This is a genomic window from Photobacterium sp. DNB22_13_2, from assembly GCF_052873915.1.
In genome coordinates, this window is sequence record NZ_JBNNXU010000012.1 from 1 (window position 1) to 22,921 (window position 22,921).

Annotated in this window: 17 protein-coding genes and 1 pseudogene; 12 read left to right on the forward strand and 6 right to left on the reverse strand. The window is 41.0% G+C overall.

Annotated elements, in window-relative coordinates; all coding sequences use genetic code 11:
* The 3 genes and pseudogenes from ACVA58_RS16990 to ACVA58_RS17000 form a co-directional block, all read left to right on the forward strand.
* A pseudogene (locus ACVA58_RS16990) lies at positions 1-301 on the forward strand (hypothetical protein); the annotation flags it as partial.
* A gap of 360 nt (positions 302-661) precedes the next feature.
* A complete protein-coding gene (locus ACVA58_RS16995; RefSeq protein ID WP_446511562.1) occupies positions 662-3,514 on the forward strand; it encodes a UvrD-helicase domain-containing protein in 2,853 nt (950 codons plus the stop codon).
* Between the two features lie 212 nt (positions 3,515-3,726).
* A complete protein-coding gene (locus ACVA58_RS17000) occupies positions 3,727-4,020 on the forward strand; it encodes a hypothetical protein (RefSeq protein ID WP_446511563.1) in 294 nt (97 codons plus the stop codon).
* A gap of 239 nt (positions 4,021-4,259) precedes the next feature.
* On the opposite strand, the gene ACVA58_RS17005 is transcribed toward ACVA58_RS17000, so the two are convergent.
* From ACVA58_RS17005 to ACVA58_RS17020, 4 genes are all read right to left on the reverse strand, one after another.
* Positions 4,260-4,655, reverse strand: a complete 396-nt coding sequence (locus ACVA58_RS17005) for a hypothetical protein (protein WP_446511564.1) — start codon at positions 4,653-4,655, stop codon at positions 4,260-4,262.
* Between the two features lie 26 nt (positions 4,656-4,681).
* Positions 4,682-4,927, reverse strand: coding sequence for a hypothetical protein (locus ACVA58_RS17010; RefSeq protein ID WP_187464312.1), 246 nt, complete (start codon positions 4,925-4,927; stop codon positions 4,682-4,684).
* A 992-nt stretch (positions 4,928-5,919) separates the two neighbouring features.
* Entirely contained in the window at positions 5,920-7,218 is a 1,299-nt protein-coding gene (locus ACVA58_RS17015; RefSeq protein WP_446511565.1) for a phospholipase D-like domain-containing protein, read from the reverse strand.
* Positions 7,219-7,390: 172 nt separating this feature from the next.
* Entirely contained in the window at positions 7,391-7,537 is a 147-nt protein-coding gene (locus ACVA58_RS17020) for a hypothetical protein (protein WP_446511566.1), read from the reverse strand.
* A gap of 191 nt (positions 7,538-7,728) precedes the next feature.
* On the opposite strand from ACVA58_RS17020, the gene ACVA58_RS17025 reads away from it, so the two are divergent.
* From ACVA58_RS17025 to ACVA58_RS17050, 6 genes are all read left to right on the forward strand, one after another.
* Entirely contained in the window at positions 7,729-10,083 is a 2,355-nt protein-coding gene (locus ACVA58_RS17025) for a dockerin type I domain-containing protein (RefSeq protein WP_446511567.1), read from the forward strand.
* 760 nt (positions 10,084-10,843) lie between these two features.
* Positions 10,844-11,872, forward strand: a complete 1,029-nt coding sequence (locus ACVA58_RS17030; protein ID WP_446511568.1) for a DUF6765 family protein — start codon at positions 10,844-10,846, stop codon at positions 11,870-11,872.
* Positions 11,873-12,112: 240 nt separating this feature from the next.
* Positions 12,113-12,499: a hypothetical protein gene (locus tag ACVA58_RS17035; protein WP_446511569.1), complete on the forward strand. Its 387-nt coding sequence runs from the start codon at positions 12,113-12,115 to the stop codon at positions 12,497-12,499.
* 510 nt (positions 12,500-13,009) lie between these two features.
* Complete coding sequence (locus ACVA58_RS17040; protein ID WP_446511570.1) at positions 13,010-13,948, forward strand: hypothetical protein; 939 nt, start codon at positions 13,010-13,012, stop codon at positions 13,946-13,948.
* Positions 13,948-14,877, forward strand: a complete 930-nt coding sequence (locus tag ACVA58_RS17045; protein WP_446511571.1) for an ATP-binding protein — start codon at positions 13,948-13,950, stop codon at positions 14,875-14,877. Before ACVA58_RS17040 ends, ACVA58_RS17045 begins: the two co-directional genes overlap by 1 nt.
* Entirely contained in the window at positions 14,874-16,607 is a 1,734-nt protein-coding gene (locus ACVA58_RS17050) for a TniQ family protein (RefSeq protein ID WP_446511572.1), read from the forward strand. The genes ACVA58_RS17045 and ACVA58_RS17050 overlap by 4 nt, the downstream gene beginning before the upstream one ends.
* Before the next feature lie 323 nt (positions 16,608-16,930).
* On the opposite strand, the gene ACVA58_RS17055 is transcribed toward ACVA58_RS17050, so the two are convergent.
* Positions 16,931-17,668 carry a GGDEF domain-containing protein gene (locus ACVA58_RS17055; RefSeq protein WP_446511573.1) on the reverse strand — a complete coding sequence of 246 codons (738 nt, stop codon included), beginning with the start codon at positions 17,666-17,668 and terminating at the stop codon, positions 16,931-16,933.
* Between ACVA58_RS17055 and ACVA58_RS17060 the strand changes: the two genes are divergently transcribed.
* The 3 genes from ACVA58_RS17060 (at position 17,667) to viaA (ending at position 21,440) form a co-directional block, all read left to right on the forward strand.
* Entirely contained in the window at positions 17,667-17,936 is a 270-nt protein-coding gene (locus ACVA58_RS17060) for a hypothetical protein (protein ID WP_446511574.1), read from the forward strand. The genes ACVA58_RS17055 and ACVA58_RS17060 overlap by 2 nt on opposite strands.
* Positions 17,937-18,321: 385 nt before the next feature.
* A complete protein-coding gene (locus ACVA58_RS17065; RefSeq protein WP_446511575.1) occupies positions 18,322-19,977 on the forward strand; it encodes an ATPase RavA domain-containing protein in 1,656 nt (551 codons plus the stop codon).
* Between the two features lie 14 nt (positions 19,978-19,991).
* On the forward strand, positions 19,992-21,440 hold the full coding sequence (viaA, locus tag ACVA58_RS17070) for an ATPase RavA stimulator ViaA (RefSeq protein ID WP_446511576.1): 1,449 nt from the start codon (positions 19,992-19,994) through the stop codon (positions 21,438-21,440).
* 130 nt (positions 21,441-21,570) lie between these two features.
* On the opposite strand, the gene ACVA58_RS17075 is transcribed toward viaA, so the two are convergent.
* Entirely contained in the window at positions 21,571-22,665 is a 1,095-nt protein-coding gene (locus ACVA58_RS17075) for a transporter substrate-binding domain-containing protein (protein ID WP_446511577.1), read from the reverse strand.
* Between the last annotated feature and the right edge of the window lie 256 nt (positions 22,666-22,921).

Genomic DNA, 22,921 nt, shown 5'->3' on the forward strand with positions numbered 1-22,921 from the left:
TGAGCCGTATGCAGTGAAAGTTGCACGTACGGTTCTTAGGAGGGCGGCACTTGGTAACAGGTGTCGCCTATCCGACAATGACGTGTCACATATGCTGGATGCAGCATTTGTGACTACCATCAGTCATGGCATTTCCTCATATAGAGGCGATCAATACACACTTTTTACACCGAATAAAAGCAAGTCACCGCATTTTTTGCACCGAATAAACTTAAATCTCTGCACTTTTTACACCCAATGGGTGCTATTGGTGATGAATATAAGCATTCAAATCTATGCTTATTTAGGGACTATTCGGTAATCTGAATTCGACAGACTCTCTACACATGCTGCAAAAGTCTCAAGGTTGCCGGCGGTTGCTGTATCAATAGGTCTGCTTTTGAATTATTCTGATAGATCCTCTGCGAGCTTGCCAAGCTTGAGCACTTCTTCGAATGATACTTTCTTCGGTGCTGCTGCTTTTGGTTTAACCTCAACAAGCGTTACAACTTGTAAGAGCGGTGCTTAACCTTGAGGTGAGTTGCTGCATCAGTAACCATCATGAATTGTTACCAGAACCATATAGAAACCGTATCAATACTTAGGTAGCATCGGCTATCCCTATGAGTGATTCTCACTGAGTCACTCGTTCGCCTTTGAGTTGTAGGCAGGATAGTAAGCAGTGGTAACGAGCTCTAATCAAATTTCATGTAATCTTTTGGGACGTTGGTTAAACAAGTTTGATTCTCTGGAGATAACTCCCGATTCAATCACTTTGTTTAAGAAAGGCCAGATTACCCAATCATTTCCTATCAAAGACTTAGATAACTTTGCGTCCCTCGAAAAGTCGATATTTGGTTACAAGTTAAATCTTGGTGACCAGCTTAGCTTCAGTAGACTCAGCAAGAGAGATTACTCGAGTCTGATAGAAGTGTTGAATAGCAACATCGCTGAACATGTTCAGGTACGTGTTGAGTTAATGGCTGGTACTTTTCATGAACATGCCTTGGTGAATTACCCCAGGGATTTAAAGTTGCCGGAGCTTACAGAAATATGCTCTCGTGTTGAATTTTTGATGAGACAGCGGCCCACGATGACATCTTTTTTTTCACCTTCGGTGATGAGGACTGTTGATGTGATTCGCAAGACCTACCCACTAGAGGCTACAGCTCTTAGGCATATACATGAAGGGTACCAGCTTCAGCAAAGGGGCCACTTCTATGACTTAGTCGAGTCTAACCCTCTAACAGAGGAGCAACGCCTGGGCGTCATTCGAAATAACGACCGTAATATGGTGCTTGCTGCTGCAGGTACAGGCAAGACATCAGTAATGGTCGCTAAAGCTCTTGATTTGATCGATAGGGGATTAGCATCTGCAGATCAAATTCTTATTCTGGCTTATAACAAGACGGCAGCAGCTGAACTTGAAGAACGAATAAAAGAGAAAGCAGAAAAAAGTCGAATTGAATTAACAGTAGATCCTAAAGCTTCCACCTTTCATGCTCTTGGACTCCATATCCTTAAGGGCTGTGGAGAAAGGATAAGATTGAGCGACTTTGCAGAATCCGATAACAAGCTAGATATTTGGATCACCCGTTGGCTACAAGACTACCTAACATCGAATACTGCGAATATCCCCACTCTTATTGAGTTACTGAATCCTCCCCTTGACCCGTTGAGTTTTTCAGATGCTGCTGATTACCAAAGGTACGTGCGTGATAATGAATTTACGACACTCAAGGGTGACAAAGTTAAGGGCTATCAAGAGTTACTTATAGCTAATTTTCTGTTTATCAACGGCGTAGAGTACGAATATGAAGCGCAATATCTAGCTAAGAAAAGGATTGATGTTGGCTTTGATTATCTGCCTGATTTCCATATTTCTGGAACCGATATTTATCTAGAGCACTTTGGCATCAGTCGTGATGGTTCAACACGCCCTGACATCGACGCCGAACAGTACAATCAATCGATTAAACGAAAGCGTCAGTTGCATGAGTCCTATGGGACAACTTTGCTCGAGACCTATCATTATGATTGGAAAGAAGGGACGTTGAATGACCGATTAAAGCTCCTTCTTGAAGACGCCGGGGTGCCGTTTAATCGATTAAGTGAAGAAGAAATCCTTACTACGCTCAAAGAAAGTGACTATGTCGGTAAGGGCTCAGCTTTGCTAAGAACAGCATTAGCTGCTATTCGAACAGAGCAACTTGGGTATCAAGAGATATTCACTAGGCTAGAGAGTCAGCAAATTGTTTCTCCAGAGGGAGCGACTGAGCTTTTATGGTCTTTACATCAAGGTTACGTTGAAGAACTTGAGTCACAGGTTTCCATCGACTTTGATGACATGATTATCAAAGCAACAGAGTTGGTTAAAGAGGGGAGTTTCAAACCTCAGTGGCGATATATTTTAATTGATGAGTTCCAAGATATATCATCTGCGCGTATGAACTTGGTCAACACCATCATTGAGCATAGTGATAACCCTTCTTTGACTGTTGTTGGTGATGATTGGCAGTCAATTTATCGATTCTCTGGGGGTAAACTCGAGTTAACAACAGCGTTCAGTGAATTGATAGGGTCATATACGGAAACCAAATTGCAGAAAACCTTCCGGTACAACAACAGCATCGCAACGACTGCCGGCCGTTTTGTTATGGAGAACCCGAACCAGTTCAAAAAGGACATTGAAACTCATACCCAAGTAGATGAGCCTCAAGTCTACCTGCTGGATGATAAGGTCAATGGTGAGGATGCACTTTATAGTAAAGTGGTCGATGTCGTTAAGAAGATAAGAAGTCGAGACAGTAAGGGGAGTATCGCTGTAATAGCGCGGTATAACTTTTTATTACGTGATGCCAGAGAAAAACTGTCAAGTGTTAGACACTGCAACAACATTCATTTTTGGAGCTTCCATAAGTCTAAAGGGCTTGAAGCTGATTATTGTATCTTGATTGGCTTTACACAGGGTAAGAATGGTTTCCCAAGTGATACGCAGGAAAACGCAATCATTGAAGCTCTACTTCCATCTCTCGATAGCTCCCCTGACTCTGAAGAAAGACGCCTCCTCTATGTTGGTATCACTAGGGCCAAGAAGAAGTGCTACATCATTGCAGATCCCTCTTCTCCCTCGAAGTTTATTACCGAACTGCTCGAACCTAAGTATGAGGTAGGTATTTATTCCGACTCATTCAAAGATGCTTACCGGAAAATTTTCAAGTGCCCAAGTTGTGTTGATGGTTACCTGAAAAGGATCGAGGGTCAGCATGGCCAGTTTTATGTGTGTAGTACTGGTAAAGGCTGCAAAGTCGGTCGTGCTAGAAGTTGCGAGAAGTGTGGCTCGCCATCAATCGATTCCCGTGGCACTAGCCAATGTCAAAATCCAGGTTGTTCACACTCCTTCAAGATATGTGATGAATGCGGCAGGCCGATGAAAAAGCGAACTGGGAAATACGGTTCTTTCTGGGGTTGCAGCGGATTCAGCCTGAGCCAGGATGCATGTAAGAACACGCAGAAAGTTGAGGATGATGGGTAAGTTATCCTTACAACTCTAACTAGCCGAAAAGAATCTGAGAGTAAATATCACGTGCCAGCTTGACTGGCACGTTGTAGGGAAGTCGCCAATTAATAATTTGCTAAATTAGAAAAGTCTAGATCAAGTGTAAATAGCAATATGGTAAAATGTCCAAGTATAAGGATACCTTTACTAGAAGTATGGGTAAGGCACTGATTAAAAACAAATAAATTATGAAGAACAAGATAGAACTGATTAAGTACAGATCTGAATTACAGCAAAAGCTAAATCAAGCTGAGTTGGATTATAACAACGAAAAAACAAGCCATATTGTTCATCTAGCCGTTTCTGTTTTTACTGGTGGATTGTGGGTAATCGGTTGGATGATCGCCTCTCATTCGACCACGAAGCGTAAGCAAAAACTCATGCTAGATATAAAAGAAATCCGTAAAGAGATAGTCGATGTTGAAGTTGCCATCGCAAAACAGCTTCAAAACAATGATATACCGCAGTTTCTATATCAATAGACGTCACAGAACATGCCGGCATATGGTAATCAGGAGGAAGTTCCTCTTAAGATTTACATCCAACTGCATTTACTGGCTTGTCTAACTCGCTACATTAACTGAGCTAATACGGTTTTTCTAAGTGGAACTGACAGATCTAAGCTGGTTAAGGCTAAATCATAAAGCCTCTGTCGCTTGTACGATGTATATCTCTTTGTAGTGAAGACCGTGCTTAGTTGCAAAAAAGTCAAAGAAGCTTGCTAGGGGGATGGTTCCATTTTAGCCTTACGGAATAATAGCTCGGCTTCAAAAATGTCTAACCTCCACTTTGCTAAGTGGGTCTGTGTCAGAATAATAGCTTCAATGTGTGATGTATCGAGCTGTTCCAGCGGCTTGAATTGAACAGGTTGATCTCCGTCTTTACCTCGTGTTCCCCAGTAAAAGCCTTGCCTTATGTCAGTGTGAGGTGCGTCAGAATAGACAGATTGTTCTTCAAAAGGCTCGATATTGACGTTCCGTCTAAGGTAGTCAGTGCCTCCATCCACCATGTAGCACTTGCCGTTGGCATCAAGATGAGAGACATAATCGTGACGGTGCTTGCTGATCAAAACTGTACCGTCAGGTGTTTTTATTCTATTGAGAACAATGTGCTTCATTTCATGGCCTCGGAATTCAGATACAGTTAACAGTTTTCTCGAACACACGTATTACGTTTCATACCTTTCGGTCTAGAGCCTTCATCGCCAAACTCAAACTGTAAATGGTTTTGTTCACAGAGGTTATTGATGGTGCAGATCCCCCAGGCCCAACACTCACGATTGTTGTCATCCTGTTGTTGCATCATCTCGAGTTCAGCTTCAAGTAATTCGTGTAGGGCTTCAATATACCTAGGAGTTAATGTGATTTTCTTCTCATCATATCTGGCCATAGCGAGATGTACCTCGAGTTGAACTATGCTGTTTTTATATACAGTAGTTGCTTTTCTTTTTAATGCAAGCACAAAGAGGGCGAATTATGGCATGTTCAGATATTTTGTTTCTTGAGCATCAGGTGCATGCTCGGGATGAGCTTGAATTATCAGCTTGGATGCATGAGTACGGTTTGTTTGTCAGCCAGAGCAGCCTCTTAACCGATTGGTACAGTGTTAGATACTGGTGTTTGTCGGTGTATCTGAGACGAGGAAAGTAAGACACAATACCCAGAAGATGAGTGATCTCTTTGATTTACAATCGGTATTCCAGTCATATCTGCGTAATATATGTTGTGGTGGATTCACCCCAAAGTGTATAAAAGTAGAATACTCATTCTTGGACAATGACTGCTCGAGAGGGGGGATGTTGGATTTTTGGGCAAGCTTACTGAGTCATGTCAGAAGGCTGGAGCAACTAAAGAGACAAGTTAATCCTCAGAGAGGATTGCTACGTTAGATTCGGTGGATTCAACACAATACTATTGTTCTTTTGGGACTTTCATAGCTGAATCTGCCTGGAATGCTTTTGCCAAGCTTATTTGAGCTTTAGCTTTCAAATCGAAAGTAAACTAGAGTACAGATAACAGGCGAATGCCGCCAAGTTAATAGGATTTTTTAAGGGTTATATTAACTGACTGTTTTTAAATGATTTTGAGATTATGTTTTTTGAATTAGATAGCGAGGGGCTGCAGGTACCTTCGACCAAGGGCGAGCGTGCATATTGTCCCATTTGTGCGGGCGAGCTGTTGTCGAAATGTGGTTCCAGTAAAGCTCATCACTGGGCATGCAGGGACTTACAAGATCTTAACCAGCTATTACTTCAAAGAATTTTTGTCGCGCTCCTTTAGCTAGGATTGGGACGAGATGATTGCAGGCCGCGGTCATTTAATCACCAAAGAGCGCTTTATGACAAAATACCGCGGTGCATAAGTGGCTAATTCAGTTGGTTGTCATGCTGGTTCCATTTCGAGGTAGGGAATTCCGAAACGATTGACGTAGTGCATATTGAAGTAGCGCTCTTCATGGTTAATGCGTTTTTGGAAGACTTTTTCTGCATTCTCGAAACCAATATTGTATTCGTTTGTTTTTGCATAAAGTACTTTGTTTAAAATGTCTGTCAGTCCTGCTACGGTTTTAACCTTTTTAGCTATTTTTTTGAGTATTGGGGTTTCTTGCAAAAATTCTGGCCGACTTATTGTTTTGACACCTTTATCTGTCATCGAAAAGCGCAACTTGACCCATTTTTCACTGACATTTTCCTTGATGGTCAGGCAGTGGGTGGCACCATCCTCCGGCAAGCGTCGGAAGCTATCTACCGTGACGATTCCTTTGACCTCATCATTGAGTATGGAAATGTTCTTTCGTTGTATCTTTCGAGTGAACTTTGTGATGCTGTTTTTATTGATCCTAGTAAAAGTCCAATACGCGTCGGGGTGGAATATGGGTACAATGCTGCCTTTTTTGATCTTGCCTGATTGCTCAACCGTTCTATCCAGCGCTTCGAAAAAACTTTTATCTAGGTTTTCTGCAGTGTTGCTGGGTCGGATAACGTAATCACCAGCGGAAGGTGTCAAGATAATCAGGTCATACGCGGTGTCAGTCTGACGGGAACCTGAGGCTTTTGTCCCGCGTGGGCGGTCGGGTAATCCTATTTGTTCTTGTGACCTTTTCTTGGCGGGACGTTGATGCGGCGGTTCGTCCGCCATCAGGTCGCTGAGGGCTTTTTCCCTTGCCTCTTCGATGGTCTTGGCAACTTTGTGTTTTTTCTTCCATCGTAGGATCGTCTCTATATCGATGGGGTTGAGTCCGCCTTCAAGACCAAGTTCATTGAAGTATTTTTGGGTATCCTCGCTGGTAACCTCAGTGTAGATAGCACCAAGCTCGCGGTTTATTTTCTGACCTTTGGCTGTAGTGTTTTGGGAGCCGAATGCTTGCAAATCCTGACCGACAACCAGTGCCTTGAGGTGCAGGTTCTCGACCATGTATATCTCTACGCCAGCCTCTAGAAGGGACTCCATGGCATCAAGTTGATACCAGTTTGAAACATGATAATGGCGATCGCTGAAGGTATAGACTTTGCAACTGAAAGAGTTCGTTTGTTTCTTTTCTTTTTTAAAACGTTTCGCCGCCTTTGTCAGTGCTGTTAGCGTGCGGCAATCTGAGAGGAAGGGCGAGTAGAGGTCGATATTGCCATTCGCCGAATTTATGATGTTCACCCAATCTTTTTCCGCTTTGCGCACTACTTTCATGGTCATTCCCTGCTTAATGTTATCTACAATAGTTTGCATATTAATCGGGGGATAATCAATGTGCATGATGAACGAGTGCAAAACGAAATGAGTATACGGCGGGGTATGGTATCCCCCCGCCGACGTCATGCACCAGTTAAGGTGTTTTTTTATCGCCGCAAACTGCTCAAAGCTAATAAGGGATTGCAGAGGCGTCACCATCATCGTGGTATGCCCAGCGACCGAAACAACTGGTGCCCATGTCGTTGGAACCGCCGCTGTAGTGATGCACCCAAGTCAACTGCCCTTGTTCGGTCTCCTCGGCATCCCTGTCTGGCAACCATATGCTTCGGCTTTAATCATGCGAAAATGAACTAATAGCATGTTATTAACCTGTAACTGTCACTTTTAGGGCTAATTTGTGCGACGCTCAAATTAGACTGTATTATCTGTGGTTTCTTATAAGTGAGACTGGCTCTCTATATTTTTCAGATAATACTTACCATCAAGTCTTCGTTTGAGTACACCGTAATGAAGCATAAATATATTCACGGTTACATTAAGGTATTGTTATTAATTGTTTTTCTTTCATCATGTGGTGATTCTGATAATACAGAAATCAGCCAATCACCACCATCTGAAGAACGGACGTTAGCTATTGAATATGAAAAATCACTAGGTAGTGTAAATACGGTTTTTTTATTACGCGCCGCTTTTCAAGCTAACAATACTTCTGGGGACTTTAATTTTATCTGGGAAGTTTCTGACGGTAGGCAGCTTATTGGAGAAGAAATTGAAATTTCATTTGCAACATCTGGTGTGTACCCAATCAGACTAATTGCAACTGATCGCAGTACTTCACAAACTTATACGAGTGGTATTGTAATCAATGTCGCTGATGGAACCTTTCCACCTTACTTCCTTGGTATTAGCTTTGGTGATGTCGATAACAATGGCACCATCGATCAGATCGACGCCGACTTGATAAAATCTCATGTTGAAACGACCTCTTTACTTGATGATGACAGTAAGTTTAACGCGGATATTGATTTGAATGGGGTAGTTGATAAGACGGATGCTGAAATAATTGAGGGCATGATTCTAGAGGGGGAAACTTGGCCATCTCATATAACGCAGAGCCAACCTCAACCCAATACTGTTGTAGTAATACTCTCTGAGTCGCTTTTGGATATCGATACCCAGTTTGAACTAAGGATATTTAATCAACAAATTCCTATTAATAGGGTTATTCCTGGGTATGCCACGTTTATTGTGCCCGAAAGCTCATCAGGGTTGACAAGTCGTGATTCTGCTCCAACAACAGTTGAAATAGTCGGCCCTGACAATAACATCCTAGAACAATGGGAAATTGAAGTACCCCCAGCTCAAACACTCAACGACTTTTACTCTCAATTAATTGGTAAAATATCAATAGCGAAACACGAGCTGTCATTGTTAAATAATACCTATGGTGACTGGTTTACCACGACTGGTGCTGGAACTGAAGATGCTGATACATTAAAAGCCGTGATGGATGGTTCATCAAAGTCGTATATAGACAGCCTTGATAGCCTTGCTGTCTTTGTTGAGTCATTGAATGACAACGAACGGAATACATTCGCACAAATGGCGGTTGCTAATGGGTTTACTGTTGATGACTCACAGAAAGAAATATTGACTTCTGTGGCTCTGAAACCGAAAGAGACCTGTTCTAACAATACCGCGACAAAGCTCTCACAGTTAAGTGATTCTCTGAAGGGGGTCGGTGATATCCTCGATGGGACGACCAATTGGTTGCTGCCATCATGTCTTGCGATGGTGGTCAAGTATCCATTACTTGCAACGACATGCTCGCTTCAGGCGGCCTCATTTACCTTGGCAGAAAAACTCATCACGATACCTATTTCATTAATACCGACGTTAAGCAATAATCTCACATTATCGACCAATACTAGCAGTATTAAATATTTAGAGACAACAAACATTACTGTTACCGGCAAATTTCCCGCAGCACAGTCCCTGTGTGAAGGAGGCGCGGATGTGGCAGCATCAAAAATCATTGGAACAATTGCAAAACGTATAGTTATAGCTTTTTCAAAGCTCGATCCTTCCCGTTTATTTGAACAGTATGCGGAATTATTCGATGATCCATTCGAAACGGTTACAACTCCAATTACAGACGAATTGGTTAATAAAATAATATCGGACGGACTTCAAAAAATATTAAAAAACTTGGGTTCGAAGACCAACTTAGGTGGTGCTTTACAATCCGCCTGCAGTTTGTTTCCTAACGGTGATATAACGACTGTATTATCTACATGCGCATTAACGGTTAATTTTTTCCAAAATAATGGTTTTATTGGAGAATTCAGAGATACTGGGGATGTTATGGCTTATGATCATCCAACCCCTGATATTTGTGTCAAGCCTAATTCTATTGTCAGAATTCAGGCGGAATATAGAAACTTAGGGACGTTTGCTAGTGGTGATATCAGTGTCACTCAGGTCGGGGATAAACTGTGTGGTATATGGAACGGAGAAGTATCTGAAACCGTAACCATGAGTGATCCTCCTGGAACATGCATCGGGGAAACAGGTACAACTAGAATCTCTATTAATATTGTCGAACCTTATTCTACCTACATGGTTTCTTTGTTAGGCAGGTCTCTGGATATTGATAGCGTGAATGACGTGTTAATTGTAAATAACACCTTTACTTATAGTGAGGATCAAGGCTCTGTAACCGAAGATGCCAATGTCACTTTTGATGGAAATTCACAATCGATATCTGGTAGCAGTACATGGACTTGGGATCGTTCTACTCCTGATGCTGTCTTGACGTGCGTTGGTAATAATACATTTTCTGGAAATAAAGTTTCGCCCTAGTCTTTGATTGCATACATTTTGAGGTAGCGTGAAGTACGCCCATTTTTTCATAAACTAATGGCACTTGTCCGCAGAAAAGTCTAACAAGTGTACTGGAGTAGTGAATTTAATATGTTATTTGAAGTAGATAAAGTTATCCGAAAAATCAGAATATCTTCTATACCGTGACAAAGAAGTATTCAAAGGAGAGTTACGTAAAAGGGCGTAACTCTAGCTTTTCAACGTTTTGAAAGATTTCATAACCCCTAGTGACAGCGTAACATGGTTTTTTCTCTCATTTTTATCATTTACCACCACCGAAGCCTAAATCACTTGCTTTTGAAAAAGCCCGTTTGACATAACCATGAAGTCTTTAGACCGCTAGACCCTTAAGTTCATGATTAAGAACAGGTAAAATTCCCATTATGCCGTTCAGCCATCTAGAAGTCTTTCCGGCTTTCTTTGGGCATTTCCGGTTTATTACCTTCTTTCCCAAAGGTGTAACTGATATATATTTCTTTCTGTTTTTCGTTATATGGCTTACTGCATATCGCTTTAATTCCTACTTCTACAGTTAATCACTCGATTCATTGTTTTTATCTTGAAAATGCCAGAATGTCACAGGGAACCTGCCCACTTTTCTTAGGGTTAAAAGTTTGAGGTATATCATGTAAACCTCTAATTTTTAAAATTGAACCAGCAGTGATTTCTATACTCAAATTAACCTTTCCAGTATTGCAGTCGGAGGGAAGATACCAAGCTAGGTAGAAGGAGAATGAGAATGGACATCGAATTCCACTATTGGATAACTGGACTGATAGCAAAAAGAGCAGGTTTTAAGGACGGCGAAGCGAAGATAATAGCTTATGCATCCCAATACGTTGATGATAATGATGTATGTCTGGTGATAAAAGACGAAAGTGATGGTTCAGAGTATGAGAATTTCATTAGTCAGACAATGAACATCTTAAAGCCAAAGCATGATTTAATGCGCATTTATCCCATCTTTCATTTTGTACCAGGCAACCCCGAAGCAGATAGTGCCTGTCGTAAAGATGGTAAAATGCATATTCTCAACACAACACCAGATAATGACAATGTCAATAAAATGCTGGACGCTGCATTTAATGCGCCAGAACGAACACGCTTTTATCGCATAGGCATCGCGACTCATGCATTTGTAGATACCTGGGCACACCAAAATTTTGTTGGTTGGTACGATTATTTCAATAACATTGGCATTGATCTAAAACCAGATATCGGCCATGCCGATGGTGAACATCATCCTGATTGGGTAAGCCATATCTGGGATGATAATAGATTAGTAAACCCAGTAGTAAATAATCGCGTGCGCTTTACCGCTGCAGCTAAAGCACTATTTATGAAATATTGTGGCTACCTTGCTGATGACAGGGGAGTAGATAATAGTGATGAGTGGAGTGAACTGGAGTCTGAACTTATAGTTATTCAAGGAAACACATACAGTGGTAGTAAGGTTCGTCATCGTGATGAAAGAATAGAAAAATACAAAGAGACACTTCAAGGGTGGGATGATTTTAATGAGCGTCTTTGGTTTGATGAGGCAATCTACACCAAAGTTAGAGGATTTAAAGATTCTCACGACGGAATATTTTCAAAAGTTAATTTGTTTGATGATGCTTACCTCTGGAGAGTTGATGTCGAAAAGCGTGCTACCAATTGGTACAAATTCCAGTCAGCTGTAAAGGCTCACGAGGCTTTAGGTATAGAGTTACTTTCACCAATATTTAAGCGTATGGGGTATGATTTGGAGCCAAGAAAAAGAGTTTAAAGGCAGCGACTAAGTATTATTGCCCTCTGACCATCGTGGATAACTCATTAAACACTTGTATGATAAGTAAAAATTAACAAGATCTAGAATAATGTTGTGGATTAGATGGAAGAGGGCAAACTTACCTAGTGGATGTGTTTTTATGCTAGCACTCTGATTTCTACAATGCATGATTTAGCAGTAAAGCAGTTGGTGCTTTATAAAATGACTGGGAAGCCTATAAGTTAGGAATTGAGTGATATGGATACTAATAAGCAAACTGAGATTCTATACCAAGAGTTGGATAGTTATAAAAGCACGTTAAAAATTTATTCGCTATCAACTTTTGATGATGTTAAATATATTGGTGCTGTTGTTGCTATAGTCTTGGTACCCGCTTTCATGGAAAAGCTTCTCGAACCTGGTGTGAATAGCATTATTATCGCCTTTGGTTTTTTTGCTTCAATAAACTTATCGTTGCTATGGCTTGAGCAGCGTAATTGTTTAAAACTCTCTATCATACGCTTTTATATGTCGCGTATCAGAGAAACGGAGCAGGAAATTCAGGATATCAATGACGGGCAACCTGTTTCTTTACTCAGGGAATCTGTTGGGATGCTTGGAGTGAGCGGATACATCAGCCGATAACTAGGGAGGTCATGGGCACGTTTAATCTGATTTTGTTAGTAGTTCCTATTGGACACCTTATTTTTTTAGGGCTAACACCCTTCTTAAGTCAGTGGCAGGTTGAGCCCCCCTATAAAATCCCTAGCACTGAAAGTATTGTTATTGCGTTTCTTTTGGGAGGGATAGCTGCTTGCGGGTATTGGCACTTGCATAAGTGGAGTACGAAAAAGTTTAAGCAGTGTACCGGAGCTTTGAATAATCAATTACCACATATGATGTTGTTGAATTTTGGTAGGAAACCACTACACAATAACGATACTTGAGATTATTTATTTATGATTCGCTTAGTTTGTATGTTACTGACATTCTGTCCAGCAGTGCGTTTTGATGGAATCACAACAAACGTAAACGCCAGCTATTTGGTATAGTAGCCTCTTGTATAGATTTTCCCTCAAGCTTTGATAAATAACTCAATTGCTTTCTGTGAACTATCAATTGTCGCTTGCTTAAGTTATCTACAAAGAGGGGCCCATGTTCGGGAAACCGTCACAGGTAATCGCTGACGCTGGGGCTGCATATACTTCGATTGCATTTACGAAATTATTGGCTTTATGCGATATATCGAGAGATACAGCAAAAGTTAGGCAGCCTTGGAAAAAGCCGTTTATCGAACGTTTTTTCGGAACGATGAGGAAGAGCTTTCTTCAGCAGTTACCTGGTTATATCTCAGCTAGTCGCTATGCCAGTGATTTGGAGCCCGATGAAACGTTAAAACGGAGCGCTTCTTTGACAGTTAGTCAGTTTAAAGATGAGCTATACCATTATATTTTACGGGACTACCACCTGCGTCCACATCGAGGTTTAAACGGTGACACGCCACTTAACGTCTGGAAAAAAGGGATCGACATGTATGGTTACTCTGTACCGGAAAGCGCCAATGTTATCAGAATGACTTACCCAAGGTGTGCAACGGTGTCATTGGATCCCATTCGTGGTGTTCAGTACAAGGGCTTAAAATATCACAGCGATCAGTTACGAAACATTTACCGTTATATCAGTAAACCAAGCGACAAGAAAAATCCAAAAATTGAAATCTTCATTACTCATTCTGATATGTCACATGTTCTCGTGTGTGATCCTTCTCACCAAGAGTACCTAATGGTTCCATGCACAAACAAAGCGGTAGTAGATGGTATGTCCCTTGGTGAAACACAATTTATTAAGGGAATTTTAATCGGTGACAATGACAACGAAAGAACAAATTACCAGGATAGGACACGAGGCTCTAAAGAAGTGAAGGAAGCCCGTGATAGAAAAAATAAACAAGATAGAAATAGGTCACAGGCAAACCCTGCTATATCAGGAGAGCAGCTTCATAGTGAGATAAATCAACTGCTGGGAGCTGCAAAATCATTAGAAGGACTTGACCCCTTTGAAGGCTTAAATGACGACTGGGAAAATATGGAGTGATGATGAAGAGTAGTATTTTAGAGCAGTATCGTGATCAATCACTCATTGATTTCAAATCATCATGCGTTCAACACCCTCACTTTAAAGCGGCTATCGCTTTCTTAAAAAAGGCGTTATGTTTCTCGGGTGATCATGAGTTTGAATCTGTTGCTATAACTGGGCCAACAGGTGTGGGAAAAAGTACTGTATGCCGTGTATTCAAGCAGCAACTGCAAAGTCAGATTCCAAGTAATTCTGATGAGTTACCTGTGATCTACATTACGACAAAAACGATAACAACACCCAAGAGTTTTTACAGTAACTTGCTCCATGAGTTAGGGGCTTTAAAACCTGATTCTGGTACTGCCGATTTAATGAGAACAAGGCTTAAAACATTGCTAGTAGAGCGAGGGGTGATTGTAATCATCCTAGATGAATTCCAGGACTTATTTGAGTGTAAAGCAACGACAGAAGCCGTTCGAACTGCTAATTTTTATAAAGGTTTCATGAAAGAAATGAGGATCCCGATAGTTATTTCTGGCACGGAGGAGGTTGCTAACTTATTTAAAATTAATCGGCAATTTCGAAGACTTTACAATGTTTACGAGCTTCCGAACTTAAATATGCATAGTCCTCAATCTTCAGAATATTTTCGAATCTTCATTCAGCATCTGATGAAAAACTGTCCAATGCACGTAGCTGTGGAGTTTAGAGGTATTGACTTAGAGCGTCTTTATCTCGCGACAGAAGGAAGCATTGCTATGGTTAAAAAGCTTGCCACAGAAGCTTTGTTGGTAGCTAAAGAGAATGAAGCTGAAGCTTTGGAACTAAGTGCCTTTTCCAGCGCATTTTCAACATATTTCAGGTATCGCTATAAAGAAATTGGGATTAATCCATTTAATGCGAAGAAACCTGAGATTAAGGCTTTAATGAGAAGGGCTGGGAAATGATTTTAGGCGCAAGAAATAATCAATCTTTGGCAGTAAGGCTGACCCCATTACCTGGCGAGAGTGTGCATGGGTTCTTAATGCGTTTATCTATTGTAAACGCATGTAGATACTCTGAATTACTTCGTTTCTTAGGAGTACATAGCCATCGTAACCTTTTTGGCCTACCAGGCTCTTTTGTTGAGAATAGGTTATTCTCAACGTTATCCAGAGTACTAAACCTTGAGGAAACAAAGCTTAGAGAGGTGTTTACTATTGCTCAGGCAGAAAGCCTTTGGTCACCCTGCGTTACAGGTACAACTGAAATGCTAGTAAATTCAATTAGGGTCTGTACCACCTGTTTAAGTGAGTCACTTCATCATCGACATGAATGGCAGCATGCGCTGTATTGTGTCTGTCCAGAACACAACCAGTTGTTAGTCGAATCATGCCAAAATTGTGGTGAACCACTGCAAGTTGACACCTGCTTTGTAGGTTCTTGTATACATTGTGGTTCATCTACGAAAAACTGGAATATTGAAGAATCTACAGTGCCTCTTTGGCAGCAAAGGATTTTAGAAAAATCGGGATACGATACTTTGCTAGTTCCTCTACTTGAGGTCGCAAGAATAGCTGTACGTGATACAGACCTGTTCTCTTCAGACATTCGCGTAAGAGATATGCGAGTAGTTGAGGTAATGAAATTGATGAATAAGTCATGGGTTTTGCTTAATAGTGAAGCTGCAAGAAAGTCACTGAAGGACTCTTTGCTTTCTAAGTGGAAATGGGAAAGCAGTATTGTTGGGGAAGAGATTCTTTTAACTCTCTATCTTGAAGCTGAGAATTTAGCTATCGGCACTGAGTACTTTGGTGAGGAAAATGAATGGCGTTATCCTATCTTCGAATCTCCTGAGCGTGAACTTGAAATTTTAAAAAGTACCAAAGGAGTTGCTATAAAGTTGGTTGGTGATCAGGTTGGTGGGCTTGTTCGGGCTACAGAAGTATTGAAATTGCTGGGAGTGAAACCTAGTAGTATGAAAGAAATGCATCAAAGAGGTGTGTTTACTCTAGTTAACCCGAATACAGCAAGGAAGTATGCCCTATATGACTTTACTGATGTGGTAAATAGGATTGCGCAGATTCCAATGACTGACAAAACTATCGATGGATTCTTGCCTTATGCAGACTTTGCTACAAAAGCGTGTAAGTTTGCTGTAGTTAGTGAAAGCGAAATATTGGATGATATCTTCAAGCAGAAACTGCCGGCGGTTCGATTAGCTAATGACAATGGTACTATTCTTGATAACTTATTAGTTGATAAGGAAGCTTTTGACTCTAGGTACATGGATTTGGAACAACGCATCTTTTCGAGAAAGAGTATTTCTATCGATGAGCTACCTTCTTTCTTTGGTACTGTCAGGGATAATGTTCAGTCCTTGATTCAGACTCAGTTCTTTAAAGAGATAGTAGATGTCGTCTTTCTAGAAGCTAGGGAGCAAGTTCTGACTCAAGACCTAAAGCAAATTACAGATAGTTATCTCATCTTGAATACTTGGGCACACCGTCATAACAAGAGTAAGACTAAGTGTCTTTGTGCTCTTAAGCGTTCGGGTATTGAGCCATTGGTCAGAGTACAAGACCGTTACTGTGGCTCGTTTGAGATTTATCCAAAGAGTGCCGAGGGATATTTGCTTGATAGGTATGAACAGTTATCGCCTAGTTATGAAGTGCGTAAGCGACGAAGGAAAAAATGATTTTCGGCAAAAAGCACCTGATGTTTCAGGTGCTTTTTTTTGTCTAGAGTTAATAAAATTTCAACCAATTGAGTAATTGAATTTGATATTTTTATCAATAAATAGTCTGCTATACTGCAAGTTGGTAGGTGGGAGATTTAAATGTCTCAGTTTGCCTCTTTTCCAACTGAGATATCTAAAGTCTCATTGAATGCCAGAATCTTGCACTGGGTCTTGCTATTAACCGGATTAATCTTGCTGACAAACTGGTATCTCTATCCTAACTCATTGATTTACTGTACAGCCGGTCTCAAATGAATCTGGAATCTACAAATGCACAACCATTATACGTAAGTTGTTCGCTTGTTTTGTTTTTCTTGATACATCGCCTTATCAGCTTTAGCTAGGATTGAATCCGGATCACTCAAATTTCCGGGGTAATATGGGGATAATCCGATGCTGACATCAATGTTGTAGCTTTCCCGTATAGGTGCGGAAATATCATATATAGCGTTTATCCATGCTTGGCAAATCTTAGGGTTATCAGAAGGCAGTAAAACAACAAATTCGTCACCACCAATACGATAAATATGGCTTCCTTTGGGTACCGTCTGGGATAAGTATTTAGCAATGGTGATCAGCAATTCATCACCACACTGATGATTGAATTTGTCATTCACTTGTTTAAAATTATCAAGATCGATATAGGCCAATATTCCGCGCTGGGTATTGATTGCCATATCGTCAAACCGACGAAATAACGCACGACGATTATTAAGACCAGTTAGATCATCTTCAAGTGCGAGGCGGCTGAGGTTTTTTTCCAGAGTTTGAGAAACTTCAACTTGTCGGTGGAGTTTAGATATTAATGTGCGGTGGATAGCGAGCATTTTGATAAAGCAAAAACATATGAGAAAAACACCAATATGAAGAAAAATGTCGTCGCTTGAATCAATTAGCCAATGATCATTCAGCTCGGGTATTTCATCGAGTAAATCGGCCGTTACGCCTATTGCATAAGTACCCAATGCTAACTTCATCCATCCTCGCATTTCTTGTTCCATATCTTCACGTAGCAACATGATGATTAAAACCAAGGTTAGAACAGAAACGATAATATCGAGTTTGCCGCTAGAAGGGACGAGTGCAGATAGCAGCACGCCGATACAAACCACAACAGTCATTCGTGTGGGTAATTTAGATAGTGAGCTCATAATGAGTATTTATATTCGCGTGAAGGCTATTTTCATCATCTTTGCAGAGTCGTTCAACGCTAACAAAGGGTTTTATTTATTAGGGGATAAATTCAATTTTCTGTCGTTTCTTTCAATATTAAAGATGAACCAATGAGTTGTATTTGACCCTTTTTTCGGTAGTGCAAGCGAAGCCATCGCCTCATGCAGGTATCGTACGTATATTCAGTGTTAGAAACAAATAAAAAGCCTGTTTGAATCGAATTTTTATTCTCTCTCTATATATAAATCAATGCTAATTCATCAATTATGAATTTCTATGTGGTTTGTTGGCTTTTTGTTTACAGCTCATTATCAGTTGTGTTAACTCCGTCCCATTTTTGAAAACAAAGATTGAGCTCTGGTAGCAAGCTGAACTCTTTGATATATAAAGAGTGTAACTAAATATTTCAGTTTACAATATTGTAACATACGGTGGTTTGTGTCTATCCTCAATATAAGTACGAAAGTACAGGGATATGACAACTTAAGAGGTCGGAAATATGCTGACAATGGCAAGAAGAGCGCAGCCTAATAAAGCGCTTGTTTCTGAAAGGATTCAGAAGCTAATCAAAGCGTTATCAAATGGCGTATATGAAAGAGAAGAGACAATTAAGTTATGTCTTCTCGCAGCGCTTGCTGGTGAGAGTGTGTTTCTATTAGGGCCTCCCGGTATTGCAAAAAGCTTGATTGCTAAGCGATTGATTCAGGCTTTCGATAATAGCCAGTTTTTCGATTACCTAATGACCCGATTCTCTACTCCTGAAGAAGTATTTGGCCCTCTTTCAATTCAGGAACTGAAGGATAATGGAAAATATGTCCGATTAGTTGATGGTTATCTACCAACTGCTCAAGTGGTATTTCTTGATGAAATATGGAAAGCAGGGCCGGCGATTCTTAATACGTTATTGACAGTCGTAAATGAGCGAACCTTTAAGAATGGTCAAGACGTTCTGCCTGTACCTATGCGCCTGTTGGTAACTGCGTCCAATGAATTGCCTGAAGAAGACAGTGGTCTAGAGGCTTTGTATGACAGGATGCTGGTTAGGGTGTTTGTGAATCGTATTCAGGAAAAACAAAATTTTAAAGCCATGTTGATGGGGGAAGGCCCAACTATCCAGGAGCTAGAACCGGGCTTGGCGATCACTGATGAAGAGTACGATGATTGGCAGTTACACATTGATGACATAAAGTTGTCTGAAGATATTTTCGAGAAAGTATACCAGCTCAAGACTATGATTGAGCGGCGTGCAGAAGGCACTGAAACAATTGATGAACATGAAAGTGAGCTATACATCTCTGACCGACGCTGGAAGAAATCTGTTCGGTTATTGAAGGCGAGTGCTTTCTACAATGGTCGCGATGCCATTAACCCACTTGATTTACTGTTGCTGCAAGACTGTATGTGGCATAGCCCTGAATCTCGTAATGTGATTAGGGAAATTGTTAGTGATTTCGCCATTGAAAAAGCATTCAATCAGGAATCTGCTCAAATCAATGCTGCAGATGCACAGTCTATAATTGATGACGTGAACGCCGAAGTGGCCACTGAGTTGGCGGTTAACTTGAGTCGCGAAACCATGATGCGTAAAGAATGGTTCAAATGCGATCTCAGCGGGGCGAAGCGTTATACCGTTAATCACAACTCACGAATGATCAAGCTGGTTATGTTGCAACATAACCCATCTGTTTCCGAACAGGAGAAAGGCGACAGCCGTTGGGTTTATGTTGATGGTGATGATTTTGAGAAAAAAATCAAAACCGGTCAATGTGATATCTATGGATTTGTAAATAAGAATACTCACCTTTGCCGACTGCAGTTTGAGGTGAATGCTCAGCAGCAATTGGTAATTAAAGATATTGCAAATCGATCAGTCTTGGTGGGTATTGCTGGTGATAATGGGATTTCTCAGGAGCAACAAGAGCACTGGGTAACTATGGCAGAAAAAGCGTCCTCGAAAGTGTTGGATGCAGATCACAACCTTAAAATTTCTCGCAGTAGCTTCCATGGTGCTTTACCACATAACTTTATCGACCCTCAATTACCCGAGCGAATTGAGCAGAGTTTATCGCAAGCAACGGATTCGGTGCATGACCTGAAAGTAATGGTTGATAAGAGTGTATTCCGTATCAGTCATTTGACTGAATACTTTGCTTAGCGGGAGTGTAGGTTATGCCGGTTTCTGAAGGTATAAATCTGGCGATGATGCTAGCTGAATCCGGCATCGTCGATAATGCAGTACAGGAATTGATGATGCAGCAGCAGATAATTGTTGCTGCGGAAGCTAACCCTGGCATTAAGTCTGCGATGAAAAAGCAGATCATGAAGTGGCGTGGTCATGTTCAAAAGCGAATCACGAATGTCAGTGTTGAAGAACGTTTTCATCAGGAAATAGAACTCTATCAGCAGGTATGCCAATGGGAAGCGCAGTATTTTTTTGATCACGTTGATAATGTTGTCAAACAGTTAGAAGGGCATTCAGCGTTCTACTTCAAAGCAAAAACGTTGATAGAGCGGGATCATCAAAAGCACAACCCGATGTTTCAGAGTTATTTTTGTAGCCAGTGGCACAAGTACCTAACGCTTGCGCTAACGGAGGCCCAACAGATTGAGTTGGAGCAGCATAAAGAAAAACTGTTGGCAGATCTTTATCAGCGCATCGAAACCATGCAGCACATGGAATCGGTGACCGAAGCCGGCGATGAGAAAAAAGCAGGCCGTTTATGGGATATGGCCAAGGCAAAGCTGACCAAAAGTGATGTTAGCACTCTTAAAGAAATGGCGCATTTTCTGAAGAAGAATAGCGGCTTAAAAGAGATTGCTGAAAAGCTAGGTCGGATGGCCAATGAAGTGGATGATCCGAATAAAGAGCGGGTGCGTTCTGAAGATTTAAAAATGGTCGAAGAGCAAAGTGATAACGTTACTGATGATATTGTCGGTATCCATGAAAGTGACGACTTGTCTAAATTGCTACCGAATGAAGCAATGTTTTTGGCTTATCCAGAATTGGAAGTGGTCTTTTATAAACATTTAGTCGATAAGCGGCTGTTGAACTACAAGGTGCAAGGTACGCAGAGAAAACTTCGACGGGTGAAAGCATTCAAGCGGCAAACTAAACAGATAGAGCAAGATAAAGGCCCATTTATCGTATGTATTGATGCATCAGGTTCAATGAATGGCTTTCCAGAGCAATGTGCCAAGGCACTGGCCTACGGCTTGATGCAAATCGCCTTGGCCGAGGATAGAGACTGTTACGTTATTATGTTCTCGACGCAACAGATCACTTATGAGTTGACCAAGCAAGATGGGTTGAGTGAAGTGCTGAATTTTCTCTCGTATTCATTTCATGGCGGTACTGATTTAGGGCCGGTACTTGATCAGTCAATCGAATTAATGCTGGGTGGTAAATATAAGAATGCCGATTTGATCGTGTTATCTGATTTCATAGCACCGTCGCAACCAGAAGAAATGATGAAGCGAATCAATAAGCTAAAAGAAAGCCGAAATCGCTTTCATGCTGTTAACTTATCGAAGTATGGCAACCCTGAGTTAATGACTATTTTTGATCATTGCTGGTCTTATCATCCCTCCAAACTCGGACGGTTACTAAAGTGGAAATAAAGCATTGGGATATACTCAAGCTCCTTGATGGTACTTGGGTACATCATGGTGCTTGGTTTTAGAATTAACATCAGTTTATAGTTGTCTTTGCTTGGGCGCTCATATGAGCGCCATTTTTTTATGGCTATTTTCATTTATCGGCAAAGTATTTATTGAGGGTTTGATGCCAGCCCGGACTTTGACGAATTTTGAGTAGCGCTCGATTGAGTTTTTCTCGGTGAGGACTGTTATTCTCTAATACTAAACCGTAGTTTTGCTTTTCAAATTGATATGGCAGAACTGACAGCGACTCATAATCTCCCGATTCTTTGGCCTTTTTAATCAAATATTTTAATACGGCATCATCTGCAACGATGGCTTCCACTCGACCATTGTCTAGTGCCTCTAATAAGTCGTTGGTTGATTCAAAACTCTGATGAACAATACTGTGGCTAGTTAAAAATAACGATGAGGTTGATTCAGCCTTGGCGCCGACTCTGAGCTTCGCTAAATCGTTTGGTCCTTTGATATCACTGTTTAATAAGCCTAGGGTAAAGGTACTGGCTAAAATTGCGGTAATGCTAGCAATGAAGAATGTCGTAAATATCGCCAATAATACAGTGAGTACACGACCTGTCAGTGTTTTAAATTCATAGTAATTAAATGGTCCTTTAGTGATAAAGAGCAAACCAAGAATAAAACCTTCAACCATTTGTGACTTTTTTGAACGCATGGAATACAGTTTGTCGTTGACCCGGTGCTCTAATAAGTAATAGATGCCTCCCACAACTCCTGCCGCGATAAAGGCAAACCCGAGTACGAGCAATAGTTTTTTATTCGTAAAAATATTCTTAATGGAAGAGAAGTGCCCTTGTTGTTTCACTGCAATCGCTAGATGGGTCTCATAAAACGAATGGGAAAAGTCGAGAATTTCTTCTCGCTCTGGAGTGATCGAAATACATGAAACACCAATATTGAGCGTTTTGGTACTGACTTGTTCAAGGAGTTCACCCAACTCATGTTGGCTGATTTCATAATTTACACCAAGCTCGGTGGCAATTTGTTCCCAAAGATAGATGCTCAACCCCGATGGCGCCTCTGTTTCACCCTCGATGACGAAGGGGGGACAATGATAGCTCCCAACTTTCACAGTGCCATTACTGGTGGCATGGGCTGTTGTAGGGCCTGTAAGCAGGTAAATAATAAACAGGTATGTGAATAGCAAAGCGTGGTGTACTGCTCGCATAGGATGGCCATACTCCAGTAGAGGACGAAAAATTAGCTATGAGTTAAGTATAAACATCGTGCCAATTTCACAAGTTTGTCATCCATACTTCTCTTTCTGATACGGATTTCCCAATTCACTGTCAACAAACCTTGCCAATTCTATCGCCATCGAGAGAACAGTTGCATAGCCAATGAAGTCAATGAACTATGCTTAGTAAAAAATTGGTTATTACTTTAATGGACACCACTGGTGAGCTTAATTAACCGTAATGAGC